Source organism: Pseudomonas sp. CH61 (assembly GCF_059429415.1).
Genome location: NZ_CM182098.1, coordinates 4403691 through 4416537, shown reverse-complemented (window position 1 = coordinate 4416537; position 12847 = coordinate 4403691). Strand labels below are relative to the sequence as shown.

Genomic DNA, 12847 nt, shown 5'->3' with positions numbered 1-12847 from the left:
AGAAAATTTTCGAACATTAAAAGCAAAAAATCGCAGCCTTCGGCAGCTCCTACAGGTCAAGTGAACCCATGTAGGAGCTGCGGAAGGCTGCGATCTTTTGATCTTGAGGGTTTTTAAACGACTTCCAGGCGAATCTTGTGCTGGCTCAACAACTGCGCCAGCGCCGGCACCGGCTGCTGATCGGTCACCAGGCAATCGATCAGGCTGATTGGCCCCAGTCGAATCATCGCGTTACGGCCGAACTTGCTCGAATCCGCTGCCAGAATCACCTGTCGCGCATTGGCAATGATCGCCTGCGAAACCCGCACTTCCTGATAATCGAAATCCAGCAAACTGCCGTCTTCATCTATCCCGCTGATCCCGACCAAGGCGAAATCAACCTTGAACTGATTGATGAAATCGACACTGGCCTGACCGACCACACCGCCATCACGGCGCACATTGCCGCCGGTCAGCAGCACATCGAAATCATCCTTGGCACTGAGCATAGACGCTACGTGCAGGTTGTTGGTGATGATTTTCAGATGATTGTGATTGAGCAGAGCGCGGGCAATCGATTCGGTGGTCGTGCCGATGTTGATGAACAGCGAGGCGTGATCGGGAATCTGTGCGGCGATGGCTTCACCGATGCGTTGTTTTTCATCGCGCATCTGATCGGCGCGCATCGCATAGGCAGTGTTTTCAACGCTGGAATCATAGGCGGCACCACCATGGTAGCGACGCAGCAGATTGGCTTCCGCGAGCTGATTGATGTCGCGGCGGATGGTTTGCGGGGTAACAACGAACAGCGTGGCCATTTCCTCGATGCTCACATAGCCGCGTTCGCGGACCAGCTCGAGGATTTGCTGCTGACGGGGAGGCAGATTCATGGGGCTTCCTTTGGGCTGCCGTGCAAAATTTGCCCATGATGACGCAGGAATCCGCTCCCTACCAGTTTCCAAACAACGTGAAAGCTACTTCGTGCTGGGCGCCTACGGCGTTACGCAAGCCATCCTGCGTTAAAAACAGGCTCGGACTGTTCATTTACAAACCCGTAAAGTCGAGTGCGACCCCAGCCGGTCCTCGCCTGTTTTTGCCTTGGCTTGCCTTCGCTCGCTACGCTTTCACGCTGTTTGGACCGCTTTAGCCAGTCCTAAGGTTGGCTTATTCAGCGTCTTCACGCGCCCAATCACGGGTACGACTGACGGCTTTTTTCCAGCCTTTATAGAGTTTCTCTTTCTCCGTTTCGTCGAGGCTCGGCTCGAACTCGCGCTCGATCACCGCTTTGCCGCGCAGTTCTTCCAGGCTGCCCCAGAAACCGCACGCCAGACCAGCCAGATACGCTGCGCCAAGCGCTGTGGTTTCACGCATTTGCGGACGCTCGACCTGCGTGCCGAGGATGTCGGCCTGGAACTGCATGAGGAAGTTGTTCGCCACCGCGCCGCCGTCCACGCGCAGGGCTTTGAGCCGTTCGCCGGAGTCCTGTTGCATGGCGTCGAGCACGTCGCGGGTCTGGTAAGCGATCGATTCCAGCGCAGCGCGAATGATGTGATCCACGCGTACGCCGCGGGTCAGGCCGAACAGCGCGCCACGGGCATACGGGTCCCAGTATGGAGCGCCCAAACCTGTGAACGCTGGTACCAGGTACACGCCGTTGCTGTCCTTCACTTTATTGGCGAAGTATTCGGTGTCGTGGGCGTCGTTGATGATCTTCAGTTCATCGCGCAGCCACTGCACGGTCGAACCGCCGTTGAACACCGCACCTTCCAGCGCGTAAGCGACTTCGCCACGCGGGCCGCAGGCGATGGTGGTGAGCATGCCGTGTTGGGATTTCACCGCTTTGTCGCCGGTGTTCATCAGCAGGAAGCAGCCGGTGCCGTAGGTGTTTTTCGCCTGGCCCGGCTCGACGCACATCTGGCCGAACAGCGCCGCTTGCTGGTCGCCAGCAATACCGCCGATGGCGATGCCGCTCTTGGTACGACCGTAGATTTCCGAAGAAGCCTTCACTTCCGGAAGCATCTCGCGCGGAATGTCGAGAATCTCTAGCATCTTCGAATCCCACTCCAGCGAGTGAATGTTGAAGAGCATGGTGCGCGAGGCGTTGGTGTAGTCGGTGACGTGTACTTTGCCGCCGGTGAACTTCCAGATCAGCCAGCTATCGACGGTGCCGAACAGTAATTCGCCGTTGCGCGCGCGTTCGCGGCTGCCTTCGACGTTGTCGAGGATCCACTTCAGTTTGGTGCCGGAGAAGTACGGGTCGGTGACCAGACCGGTGTTGTCGCGGATGTACTCTTCGTGACCGTCGCGCTTGAGCTGCTGGCAGATCTCGGTGCTGCGGCGGCACTGCCAGACGATGGCGTTGTACACCGGACGGCCGGTGGTCTTGTCCCAGACCACGGTGGTTTCGCGCTGGTTGGTGATACCGATGGCAGCGACCTGATCGTGGTGCAGACCGGCCTGAGCCAAGGCCTCAACCATCACAGCGCTCTGGGTGGCGAAGATTTCCATCGGGTCATGTTCGACCCAACCGGCCTGTGGGTAATGCTGGGCGAATTCGCGCTGCGCGGTGCAGACCACGTTCGCATCGCGGTCGAAAATGATCGCGCGGGAGCTGGTCGTACCCTGATCGAGGGCAATGATGTAGTTCTTATTCTGAATGTCGGTCATGTCGATTGCCTTGGACGAAATAAGGGAGAGTGGGCCGTGGCGCAGGCTCTATAGGGCAGGAGCCTGCGCCGACTGTTTCAAGAAGTTCTTGGTTTGCCGTCAATGGCCGGTTCTGCATCCTTTGTAGCAGGTGTGGCGCCGGTCAGGTGACGGGCGATGAGCCCGCGATACCCGGCAGCGCCGAGGCAGGCACCGACAATCGGTGCAAAAATCGGAATCAGGAAGTACGGAATATCACGACCGCCAGTGAAGGAAATTTCACCCCAGCCGGTAAAGAAAGTCATCAGTTTCGGACCGAAGTCACGCGCCGGGTTCATTGCAAAACCGGTCAGCGGGCCCATCGAGCTACCAATCACCGCGATCAGCAAACCGATCAGCAGCGGCGCCATCGGGCCTCTTGGCAGGCCATTGTTGTCGTCGGTCAGGGCCATGATCACGCCCATCAGGATCGCGGTGATGATCATCTCGACCAGAAATGCCTGAGCAATGGACAGCACCGGATTCGGGAAGGTCGAGAACACCGACGCCAACTCAAGGCTGGCGGTCGAGCCACGAACCATTTGGTGAGTTTGTTCGTAATCGAAGAACAGATTGCTGTACAGCGTGTAAACCAACAGCGCGCCGCAGAAGGCGCCAGCGATCTGGGCAAGAATGTAGAACGGCAGTTTGCGCTTTTCGAAGTCGGCGAAGATCGCCAGCGCGATGCTCACGGCCGGGTTCAGGTGCGCGCCGGAAACGCCGGCAGTGAGGTAGATCGCCATGCTCACGCCGACGCCCCAGATGATGCTGATTTCCCACAGGCCAAAGCTGGCGCCCGCGACTTTGAGCGCGGCGACACAACCGGTGCCGAAAAAGATCAGCAGTGCAGTGCCCAGAAACTCGGCCATGCATTGGCTCGAGAGCGTTGGTTGCTGTAAAGCAGTTGTCATTGAAAACCTCGGTTTTTGTTGTTGTCTGGCGCGCTGCCGTCAGGGCAGGGCGCGATTTTCCCCGTTCAGGAATCCCCATTCCTTTCCCGGTTTACTGCTGGGTGCTGCGATGACGATAATTCTTACATTATTCAGATTCGAAAAAATATAGACAAGAAACAAACCTGTCAAAGGTCGAAAGTGAACCATCAGTCACAATAAAACTATTCGTTGTGTGAATGATCCTCTGCCGTCGCTGCAGTGTCGTGCGCTCGAAAAGTCTGTAAGCCACGGGAATCGTGGCTTGGGATAGAGCCTTTTAGGGGCTGATCACCTAGAATCCGGCACAGTGTTTTTCCGCCACTGCCGAGCCCGGAGCTGCCATGACCCCTGCGTTGGACTTGTTGAAAAAAGTTCGTGCCGAACATCGCGTGCACAGTTACGAACATGACCCAAAGGCCGCGTCCTATGGGCTGGAGGCCGCAGAGAAACTGGCGCTTGAGCCGGCGCAGGTGTTTAAAACCCTGCTCGCGGCCAGCGAAAAGGGCGAGTTGCTGGTGGCGGTAGTGCCGGTCGTCGGAAGCCTCGACCTCAAAGGTCTGGCGCATGCGGCAGGCGTGAAAAAAGTCGAGATGGCCGACCCGGCAGCAGCCCAGCGTTCCACCGGTTATCTGTTGGGCGGCATTAGCCCGTTGGGGCAGAAGAAGCGCCTGCGCACCTTCATCGATAACTCGGCTCAGGGTTTTGCGACTATTTATGTCAGCGCCGGTCGGCGAGGCCTGGAGGTCGAACTGGCACCCGCCGTGCTCGCCGAACATACCCAAGCGAAATTTGCCGATATCGGCCGCGCGTAACCGTTATCGCTGTATGTAGAAAATTGCCCGGTTCTGTCACTGGCGTTGAGCGCATCGTGGTTGCATGCTCTGGCGACTGACTTAGGGAGAAGGTTATGCAGCTCGAGTTTCATCAGGTCGACGCGTTCAGTGAACGGCCGTTCAGTGGTAATCCGGCGATGATTTACCGGTTGGATGCATGGCTCGCGGATGAGCTGATGCAGAAGATCGCCGGCGAACACAATCTGGCGGAAACTGCGTTTCTGGTGCGTGAGGGATCGGTCTGGCATATCCGCTGGTTCACCCCGACCACTGAAGTACCGTTGTGCGGGCACGCCACGCTGGCCAGCGCTTATGTGCTGTTCGAGATCTATAAGGAAACCGCCGAGCGTATCGACTTCACTTGTAAGTCCGGCGCACTGAGCGTCACGCGAGAGGGTGATCGGTTGTGGCTGGATTTCCCCTCGATCGTACCGTCAGAGATTGGTGTGACGCTGGACGTCGAGCGGGCGCTGGGTGTTGAGGCGGTGGATGTGCTCGGCTCGAACGAACTGTTCGTGGTGCTGGAGTCGGAGCAGGCCGTGCTTGATTGCAAACCGGACATGGTTGCGCTGGCCAAGCTGCCGTGGCTGGGTGCGATCGTCACGGCGCGCGGCAATCAGCACGATTTCGTCTCGCGCTATTTCGCCCCGGCGATTGGCATCAATGAGGATCCGGTGACCGGTTCGACGCATTGCAGCCTGATTCCGTATTGGTCGAAACGACTGGGCAAGTCGAGCCTGACCGCCTGTCAGCGTTCGGCGCGGGGCGGGGAGTTGTTTTGTAGATTGGAGGGCGAGCGGGTGAAGATTGGCGGCAATGCGACGCTGGTTGCCAGCGGCACCTTGATCCTGGGTTAACGCAACCCCCTGTAGGAGTGAGCCTGCTCGCGATAGCGGTGTGTCAGTCGATATATATGTTGATTGACACACCGCTATCGCGAGCAGGCTCACTCCTACAAGGAGAATGGGTGTTGGATCAGAGCGCGGCGCTGTAGCGGCGCACACCGTTTTCCACTGCCGGGATTTGTGCGGCGGTGCTGCCCGATGCCTGGAACAGTACGAGGTGTTCGGCGGCAACACGAATTCCCACTTCCGCGCCAACCTGATGATCAGCGTGGCTCGGAAAAATCGACTCCAACTGCGCCCCCGTCGGCAATTGCAGGCGATACAGCGTCGAAGCACCCAGGAAGGTCTTGCCAACAATCCGCGCTTTCAACTCACTGTCCGGCGCATACACAATGTCATCCGGGCGCAGCAGCACATCCACCGCGCCGCCAATCGGCCACGTATAAGCACGATTGCCGCGCAGCTCACCCAGTTCGGTCTGCACCGATTCCGGGCTGCCGAGCTGGCCGCGAATGAAATAACCCTGACCAATGAAGCTGGCCACATAAGGCGTTGCCGGCTCGTGATAGAGGTTGTATGGCGTGTCCCACTGCTCCAGTCGACCTTCCTTGAACACGCCAACGTGATCGCTGACGGCAAAGGCTTCCTCTTGGTCGTGGGTCACCAGAATCGCGCTGGTGCCACGGGCCTTGAGAATGTCGCGCACTTCATGACTGAGCTTGCGCCGCAACTCGCCATCAAGGTTGGAGAACGGCTCATCGAGCAGCAGCAATTGCGGCTCCGGCGCCAATGCGCGGGCGAGGGCTACGCGCTGTTGCTGGCCGCCGGACAACTCGTGCGGGAAGCGTTTGCCGAGGTTTTTCAGGTTGACCAGTTCGAGCAGTTCTTCGGTGACGCGCTCCTTGTTCGGATGCTTGCGAATACCGAAGGCGATGTTGTCGGCGACGCTCAGGTGCGGGAACAGCGCGTAATCCTGGAACACCATGCCGATCCGGCGTTTCTCCGGCGCCAGGGTGAAGCCGGCGCTGGAAATGGTTTCGCCACCGAGGGTGATTTCACCTTCGTGCACCGGCTCGAAACCGGCGATGGCGCGCAGGGTGGTGGTCTTGCCGCAGCCGGACGAGCCGAGCAGGCAGCCAATGTCACCGGCGTTGAGGTGCAGATTGAGGTTCTGCACCACACGTTGATCTTGATAGCCGCAAGCGAGGTTGCGCAGGTTCAGCAGTAATTCATGGCTCATGCGTGGTGATATGCCGGTTCGACGAGGAACTCGAGCAGGGCCTTCTGTGCGTGGAGACGGTTTTCTGCCTGATCCCAGGCGACGGAGCGCGGGTCATCAAGCAGGTCGAGGCTGATTTCTTCGCCACGGTGCGCAGGCAAGCAGTGCATGAACAGCACGTCCTCGGCAGCGAGGTCGAGCAGGGCGCGGTTGACCTGGAACGGGGCGAACAGCTTGAGGCGCTTGGCAGTTTCCTCTTCCTGACCCATCGAAGTCCAGACATCGGTGCTCACCAGGTGCGCGCCGCGTACGGCGTCGGCAGGATCACGGACGATGGTCACTCGATCGCCAGCCTTGGCGACGAACTCTGGGTTGGGCTCGTAGCCTTCCGGGCAGGCAACGCGCAACTGGAAGTCGAACTGCATCGCCGCTTCTATATAGCTGTTGCACATGTTGTTGCCGTCGCCGATCCAGGCCACGGTCTTGCCTTGAATCGAGCCACGATGTTCAAGGAAAGTCTGCATGTCGGCGAGCAACTGACACGGATGCAGGTCATCGGACAGGCCGTTGATCACCGGCACGCGCGAGTTGGCAGCGAATTCGGTCAGGGTGCTGTGGGCAAAGGTACGGATCATCACCGCATCGAGCATGCTAGACATGACGATGGCGCAATCGCCGATCGGCTCGCCACGGCCCAGTTGGGTGTCGCGCGGCGAGAGGAAGATCGCCTGGCCGCCGAGCTGGATCATGCCGGCCTCGAACGAGATCCGGGTGCGGGTCGAGGACTTCTCGAAGATCATGCCCAGCACGCGGTTTTTCAGAGGCTCGAACAGTACGCCGCGGTTACGCAGGTCTTTGAGCTCAACGCCTCGACGGATCACGCTGACCAGCTCTTCGGGCGTGCAATCCATCAGGGAGAGAAAGTGCCTTGCGCTCATCATTGACTACCTTTTGCTACAAACCGCAGATGCTCAAAGCCTTGTTTAGCGGAACAACGGGCGAGACCTGCGGCGTAAGCCGCACGGGGCGACGAAATAGGGGAAGGCGCGATATTGACACTAAATGTCGCGTTTTTCCAATAGGCTACGGTTTTTGCGGAAATCGAAGGGCGCACTGGATGTTGCAGTCGCGCATTTGCAGCCGGGTTCAGGGGCGCCGCGAGCCTCTTTGTACACTGGCCTCGCAGGGCTTGGCAATGCGGCGTGGCGGGGATCGTGTCGCTTGGGTCGGTTTACGACCGTGGCGCCATGCCATCATTTGGTCGGATGCTCAGGCTGAAACATTTGCTAAAGCAAAGTGCTGGGTTATAAATAACTTTCGAGCGACGCAGGAAGCCTCCGCATGGAATCGAAAGAAAAACTGTTAATGGAATTGCTGGGCCATACGGCTCGCTCTCTGACCCATCTCACCGCGTCGGTCACCTCAATGTCTTTCGAACTGCTGCGCAGCGAAGACGAAGTGGTGAAGACCGCCGGTCGCCACATGATCGATCGCATGGCGACCATCAGCGCCGGCCTCGATGAACACTGGCGATTGATCGGCGAACTCACCGGCGTGCACGTCGCCCACGAGCAGATCGAAACCATCCAGGAAATTCAGCTGGCCGCGCCGCCGCAGTTGCCGTCGAACTGATCATGGCGGTTTATCGGCTCACCTGATAGGTGTCGATTCACAAGACGAACGTCGCTGGCGCCTGAACGGCGCCGGGGCCATAGTTTTGTTCCCGCGGGCGTGATTACCCGCCCAGAACAAGACAGAGACTGGCCATGACCAAGACTCTCCATCACCGTGCCTGCCACCTGTGCGAAGCCATTTGCGGGCTGACCATTGAGACCACCGAAACTGACGGTAATGTCGCGATCACCTCGATCAAGGGTGATGCGCTCGACACCTTCAGCCGTGGCCACATCTGCCCCAAAGCCGTGGCCCTGCAAGATATCCAGAACGATCCGGATCGTCTGCGTCAGCCGATGCGCCGGGTGGGCAGTGAATGGCTGCCGATCGAATGGGACGAGGCGTTTACGCTGGTGGCTGAAAAGCTGGCGGCCATCCAGGAGCGTCATGGGCAGAACGCCGTGGCGGTCTATCAGGGCAATCCGAGCGTGCACAATTATGGGTTGATGACCCACAGCAACTATTTCCTCGGGTTGTTGAAGACGCGTAATCGCTTCTCGGCGACCTCGGTCGATCAGTTGCCGCATCACCTGAGCAGTTATCTGATGTACGGCCACGGCCTGCTGTTGCCGATTCCAGATATCGATCACACCGACTTCATGCTGATTCTCGGCGGTAATCCGCTGGCGTCCAACGGCAGCATCATGACCGTGCCGGATGTCGAGAAACGTTTAAAGGCAATCCAGGCGCGCGGCGGTAAAGTCGTTGTGGTCGATCCACGGCGCAGCGAGACGGCGGCGATAGCCGACCAACATTTGTTCGTGCGTCCCGGGGGCGATGCGGCGTTGTTGTTTGGCGTGCTCAACACGCTGTTTAGCGAGGGGCTGACCCGCGACAGTCATCTGCCGGTTGATGGCATGGACGAAGTGCGTGCAGCCGTCGCAGGTTTCACTGCTGAAGCCATGAGCCCGCTGTGCGCCGTGCCTGCTGAGCAGATCCGCCAACTGGCCCGCGACTTCGCCGCAGCGCCGAGTGCGGTGTGCTATGGGCGCATGGGCGTTTCGACGCAAGCGTTCGGTACGCTGTGCCATTGGGTCGTGCAGTTGATCAATCTGGTCACTGGCAACCTCGACCGGGTTGGCGGCGCGCTGTGCACCGAACCTGCGGTGGATCTGGTGGCGTCGACCTCGGGCGGGCATTTCAACAAATGGCAGAGCCGGGTCTCGGGACGTCCTGAATACGGCGGCGAGTTACCGGTCTCGGCGCTGGCCGAAGAGATGCTTACTGAAGGTGAGGGCCAGATCCGTGCACTGATCACCGTCGCTGGTAATCCAGTGCTGTCGACGCCGAACGGGCGGCAACTGGAGCAGGCGCTGGACGGTCTCGAGTTCATGGTCAGCATCGACCTGTACATCAATGAAACCACGCGCTATGCCGACCTGATCCTGCCGTCGACCTCGGCGCTGGAGAATGATCACTACGACACGACGTTCAATCTGTTCGCGGTGCGTAACGTCACCCGCTTCAACCGCGCGATCCTCGCCAAGCCAGAGGGCGCCTTGCATGACTGGGAGATCTTCGTGGGCCTGGCCAAGGCCTTTGCCGAAAAGACCGGCAAGGAGCTGAAACCGACCATGCCACCGGCGAAGATGATCGACATGGGCCTGCGTATGGGGATGTACGGCGACGCGTCTGAGCAAAAGCTGTCACTGGCGACGTTGTTCGATCATCCCCACGGGATTGATCTGGGGGCGCTGAAAGCGAATCTGGCGTCGCGTCTTAAAACGCCGAATCAGCGCGTGCAGGCCGCTCCGCCAGAGATTCTCGCTGACCTTGCACGTTTCGCTGCGCTACAGGCTCCGGCCGCTGATGAGCTGCTGATGATTGGCCGCCGCCACGTACGCAGCAACAATTCGTGGATGCACAACTATCACCGTCTGGTGAAGGGCAAGCCGCGTCATCAGTTGCTGATGCACCCGGATGATCTTGCCAGCCGTGGGCTTAACGATGGTCAGCTTGTGCGCGTCAGTTCGCGGGTCGGTCAGATCGAGGTGGAAGTGCTCGGCAGTCTGGACATGATGAAGGGTGTGGTCAGTTTGCCGCACGGCTGGGGCCATGCGCGGCCAGGTGTGCAAATGGCGATTGCCAGTGGCCAGCCGGGGTCGAGTGCCAATGACCTGACCGATGAATGCCAGCTTGATGAGTTGTCGGGTAACGCGGCGCTTAATGGCGTGCCGGTCACGGTGGCGGCGGCCTGAGCATGACTGTCGGGGAGACCGAGCATGGCGCTCGGGATTCCGTTACAATGCGTCACCGTGCCGACCCATGAGTCGGAAAGTTCAGCCGAGGTGCTCCATGGATATCATCGAAACGATTAAAGAGCAGATTGCCAACAACACCATTCTGCTTTACATGAAAGGCTCGCCGAATGCCCCACAGTGTGGCTTCTCCGCGAAAGCTGCGCAGGCTGTCATGGCGTGTGGCGAAAAGTTTGCGTACGTGGACATCTTGCAGAACCCGGAAATCCGCGCCAACCTGCCGAAGTACGCCAACTGGCCGACTTTCCCGCAACTGTGGGTCGGCGGTGAACTGGTCGGCGGTAGCGACATCATGACCGAGATGGCTGCAGACGGTTCGCTGCAAAGCACCATCAAGTCGGCTGTTGAAGCGGCTGCTGCGAACAAGTCCGAAGCCTGATCCGGCTTTTGTGGGAGCGAGCCTGCTCGCGAATGCTTTCTGCCGCTGACGACGTTCTCGGCTGACATGATGCTATCGCCAGCACGCTGGCTCCCACAGGGTTTCAGCATTGACTGAAATCCGGGCAATAAAAAGCCCCGCGCCTCGAAAGAGGGCGGGGCTTTTTAGTGTCTGGAGTTTAGCGGGCGCTAACTTACTCTTCGCCCATCTGCGATTGCAGATAGTTCTCAAGACCGACTTTATCGATCAGACCCAGCTGGGTTTCCAGCCAGTCGATATGTTCTTCTTCGGATTCGAGAATGTCTTCAAGCAGTTCACGGCTACCGAAGTCACCGACAGTTTCGCAATGTGCGATCGCGGTCTTCAGGTCAGCGTGACCGGTCTTCTCGATACGCAAGTCGCACTCCAGCATTTCCTTGGTGTGCTCGCCGATGTGCAGCTTGCCCAGGTCCTGCACGTTCGGCAGGCCTTCGAGGAACAGGATGCGCTTGATCAGCTTGTCCGCGTGTTTCATCTCGTCGATGGATTCTTTGTATTCGTGCTTGCCGAGCTTGTTCAGACCCCAATCTTCATACATGCGCGCATGCAGGAAGTACTGATTGATCGCGACCAGCTCATTGGCAAGGATCTTGTTGAGATGCTGGATGACTGTAATGTCGCCTTTCATGATCGGAGTCCTGCCCTGTATTCGCTGTATATACGGCAGAGTTTGAGCTTCGTACTTATAAGTGTCAAACCTAAGTTATTGAATAATATATGAAAATTAATCGGAATAAGAATGTTTGTGTTCCGCGTCTGGAGCCTAAGCAATTGATTTACAGGCATAAAAAAACCGGACATAAGTCCGGTTCTTTGGAATGGGGTGTTATTACGCAGCGGTAAATTCTACCGGATAGGGGATCGCGGCCTGAGCGGTTTGCAGCTTGGTCAGGGTTTCGCGGACCACTTCCTTGGCAAGGCAGGCACATTTGCCGCATTGGCTGGCGACGCCGGTGGCCTGGCGGACTTCTTTATAGCTGCAGCAACCTTCATAGATCGCTTCGCGGATCTGTCCGTCGGTGACGCCAGTGCAGAGACAAACATACATAAGTGAGAACCGTCGCTGGTTGTGACTCAATTGCGATGGATCTTAATGTTAACGAGAATGATTGTCAAAGTGCTTTCGGAACGCTTCAGCTGATTAATAGCCATGACTGACGAACGGTATTTGCTGGCGATTTGCCTGGCCCCGTAAATGCAGCGCCGTTCTGCGCCTGCTTTAAAAAACCGTTAAGGACAGGCCAAATTCGCAGTGTATGATGGTCGGCCCTTGCGAAGGGGGTTCGTGTCACAGGGCTGTCGCCTGAGGGTGGCAGGCTGGCGCGGACCCTGAACTTCAAGTTTTTACACCAGGAGATATCAATGAGCGTACTCGTAGGCAAACAAGCCCCTGACTTCACCGTCCCGGCCGTACTCGGCAATGGCGAGATCGTTGACAGCTTCACTCTGTCCTCGGCCATCAAAGGCAAATACGGCCTGGTGTTCTTCTACCCACTGGACTTCACCTTCGTCTGCCCGTCCGAGCTGATCGCTCTGGACAACCGCATGGCTGACTTCAAGGCACGCAACGTTGAAGTGATCGCTGTGTCGATCGACTCGCACTTCACTCACAACGCATGGCGCAACACTCCAGTGAACAATGGCGGCATCGGCCAGGTGAAATACACCATGGCTGCCGACATGAAGCACGACATCGCCAAGGCTTACGACGTTGAGTCCGAAGGCGGCGTGGCTTTCCGTGGCGCGTTCCTGATCGACGACAAAGGCGTTGTCCGTTCGCAGATCATCAACGACCTGCCGCTGGGCCGTAACATGGAAGAGCTGATCCGTCTGGTCGACGCTCTGCAATTCCACGAAGAGCACGGCGAAGTCTGCCCTGCCAACTGGAAAAAAGGCGACAAAGGCATGAACGCTTCGCCAGAAGGCGTTGCTGCATACCTGACCGAGAACGCTGCGGCACTGTAAGGCGCAACGTCGAGGTACAAAAAAACCGGCCCACGTGGC

At 58.2% G+C, this 12847-nt stretch carries 13 protein-coding genes; 6 read left to right on the top strand and 7 right to left on the bottom strand.

The window, feature by feature from the left end; translation table 11 throughout:
- Window positions 1–113 precede the first annotated feature (113 nt).
- The 3 genes from AC5SEM_RS19765 to AC5SEM_RS19755 form a co-directional block, all read right to left on the bottom strand.
- Window positions 114–869 carry a DeoR/GlpR family transcriptional regulator gene (locus tag AC5SEM_RS19765; RefSeq protein ID WP_007916700.1) on the bottom strand — a complete coding sequence of 252 codons (756 nt, stop codon included), beginning with the start codon at window positions 867–869 and terminating at the stop codon, window positions 114–116.
- Between the two features lie 274 nt (window positions 870–1143).
- Window positions 1144–2646: a glycerol kinase GlpK gene (glpK, locus tag AC5SEM_RS19760; protein ID WP_077574371.1), complete on the bottom strand. Its 1503-nt coding sequence runs from the start codon at window positions 2644–2646 to the stop codon at window positions 1144–1146.
- Between the two features lie 77 nt (window positions 2647–2723).
- Complete coding sequence (locus tag AC5SEM_RS19755; protein WP_495471095.1) at window positions 2724–3575, bottom strand: MIP/aquaporin family protein; 852 nt, start codon at window positions 3573–3575, stop codon at window positions 2724–2726.
- A gap of 362 nt (window positions 3576–3937) precedes the next feature.
- On the opposite strand from AC5SEM_RS19755, the gene ybaK reads away from it, so the two are divergent.
- Both ybaK and AC5SEM_RS19745 read left to right on the top strand, forming a co-directional pair.
- Window positions 3938–4408, top strand: coding sequence for a Cys-tRNA(Pro) deacylase (gene ybaK, locus AC5SEM_RS19750; RefSeq protein WP_003227741.1), 471 nt, complete (start codon window positions 3938–3940; stop codon window positions 4406–4408).
- Window positions 4409–4503: 95 nt separating this feature from the next.
- Entirely contained in the window at window positions 4504–5286 is a 783-nt protein-coding gene (locus AC5SEM_RS19745; protein ID WP_495471094.1) for a PhzF family phenazine biosynthesis protein, read from the top strand.
- 118 nt (window positions 5287–5404) lie between these two features.
- Here AC5SEM_RS19745 and AC5SEM_RS19740 read toward each other — a convergent pair whose 3' ends face one another.
- Window positions 5405–6514, bottom strand: coding sequence for an ABC transporter ATP-binding protein (locus AC5SEM_RS19740; RefSeq protein ID WP_495471093.1), 1110 nt, complete (start codon window positions 6512–6514; stop codon window positions 5405–5407).
- Window positions 6511–7431 carry an ornithine carbamoyltransferase gene (gene argF, locus AC5SEM_RS19735; RefSeq protein WP_038369078.1) on the bottom strand — a complete coding sequence of 307 codons (921 nt, stop codon included), beginning with the start codon at window positions 7429–7431 and terminating at the stop codon, window positions 6511–6513. Before argF ends, AC5SEM_RS19740 begins: the two co-directional genes overlap by 4 nt.
- A 403-nt stretch (window positions 7432–7834) precedes the next feature.
- Between argF and plzR the strand changes: the two genes are divergently transcribed.
- The 3 genes from plzR (at window position 7835) to grxD (ending at window position 10804) form a co-directional block, all read left to right on the top strand.
- Window positions 7835–8125 carry a PlzR type 4 pili assembly inhibitor gene (gene plzR, locus AC5SEM_RS19730; RefSeq protein WP_027612069.1) on the top strand — a complete coding sequence of 97 codons (291 nt, stop codon included), beginning with the start codon at window positions 7835–7837 and terminating at the stop codon, window positions 8123–8125.
- A gap of 134 nt (window positions 8126–8259) precedes the next feature.
- A complete protein-coding gene (locus tag AC5SEM_RS19725; RefSeq protein ID WP_212621152.1) occupies window positions 8260–10365 on the top strand; it encodes a molybdopterin oxidoreductase family protein in 2106 nt (701 codons plus the stop codon).
- A 97-nt stretch (window positions 10366–10462) separates the two neighbouring features.
- Entirely contained in the window at window positions 10463–10804 is a 342-nt protein-coding gene (grxD, locus tag AC5SEM_RS19720) for a Grx4 family monothiol glutaredoxin (protein ID WP_008079424.1), read from the top strand.
- Window positions 10805–10997: 193 nt separating this feature from the next.
- On the opposite strand, the gene bfr is transcribed toward grxD, so the two are convergent.
- Together bfr and AC5SEM_RS19710 are read right to left on the bottom strand one after the other, a co-directional pair.
- Window positions 10998–11471, bottom strand: coding sequence for a bacterioferritin (gene bfr / locus AC5SEM_RS19715; protein ID WP_007916671.1), 474 nt, complete (start codon window positions 11469–11471; stop codon window positions 10998–11000).
- Window positions 11472–11672: 201 nt separating this feature from the next.
- Entirely contained in the window at window positions 11673–11891 is a 219-nt protein-coding gene (locus AC5SEM_RS19710) for a bacterioferritin-associated ferredoxin (protein ID WP_003227725.1), read from the bottom strand.
- Window positions 11892–12205: 314 nt separating this feature from the next.
- On the opposite strand from AC5SEM_RS19710, the gene AC5SEM_RS19705 reads away from it, so the two are divergent.
- Window positions 12206–12808 carry a peroxiredoxin gene (locus tag AC5SEM_RS19705; protein WP_003227723.1) on the top strand — a complete coding sequence of 201 codons (603 nt, stop codon included), beginning with the start codon at window positions 12206–12208 and terminating at the stop codon, window positions 12806–12808.
- Window positions 12809–12847 lie beyond the last annotated feature (39 nt).

Bases quoted from the DNA above. Each gene is read 5' to 3' on its own strand.
- AC5SEM_RS19740 (WP_495471093.1), bottom strand. From the start codon at position 6,514: ATGAGCCATGAATTACTGCTGAACCTGCGCAACCTCGCTTGCGGCTAT.
- AC5SEM_RS19755 (WP_495471095.1), bottom strand. From the start codon at position 3,575: ATGACAACTGCTTTACAGCAACCAACGCTCTCGAGCCAATGCATGGCC.
- bfr (WP_007916671.1), bottom strand. From the start codon at position 11,471: ATGAAAGGCGACATTACAGTCATCCAGCATCTCAACAAGATCCTTGCC.
- grxD (WP_008079424.1), top strand. From the start codon at position 10,463: ATGGATATCATCGAAACGATTAAAGAGCAGATTGCCAACAACACCATT.
- argF (WP_038369078.1), bottom strand. From the start codon at position 7,431: ATGAGCGCAAGGCACTTTCTCTCCCTGATGGATTGCACGCCCGAAGAG.
- AC5SEM_RS19710 (WP_003227725.1), bottom strand. From the start codon at position 11,891: ATGTATGTTTGTCTCTGCACTGGCGTCACCGACGGACAGATCCGCGAA.
- glpK (WP_077574371.1), bottom strand. From the start codon at position 2,646: ATGACCGACATTCAGAATAAGAACTACATCATTGCCCTCGATCAGGGT.
- AC5SEM_RS19765 (WP_007916700.1), bottom strand. From the start codon at position 869: ATGAATCTGCCTCCCCGTCAGCAGCAAATCCTCGAGCTGGTCCGCGAA.
- plzR (WP_027612069.1), top strand. From the start codon at position 7,835: ATGGAATCGAAAGAAAAACTGTTAATGGAATTGCTGGGCCATACGGCT.
- ybaK (WP_003227741.1), top strand. From the start codon at position 3,938: ATGACCCCTGCGTTGGACTTGTTGAAAAAAGTTCGTGCCGAACATCGC.
- AC5SEM_RS19725 (WP_212621152.1), top strand. From the start codon at position 8,260: ATGACCAAGACTCTCCATCACCGTGCCTGCCACCTGTGCGAAGCCATT.
- AC5SEM_RS19745 (WP_495471094.1), top strand. From the start codon at position 4,504: ATGCAGCTCGAGTTTCATCAGGTCGACGCGTTCAGTGAACGGCCGTTC.
- AC5SEM_RS19705 (WP_003227723.1), top strand. From the start codon at position 12,206: ATGAGCGTACTCGTAGGCAAACAAGCCCCTGACTTCACCGTCCCGGCC.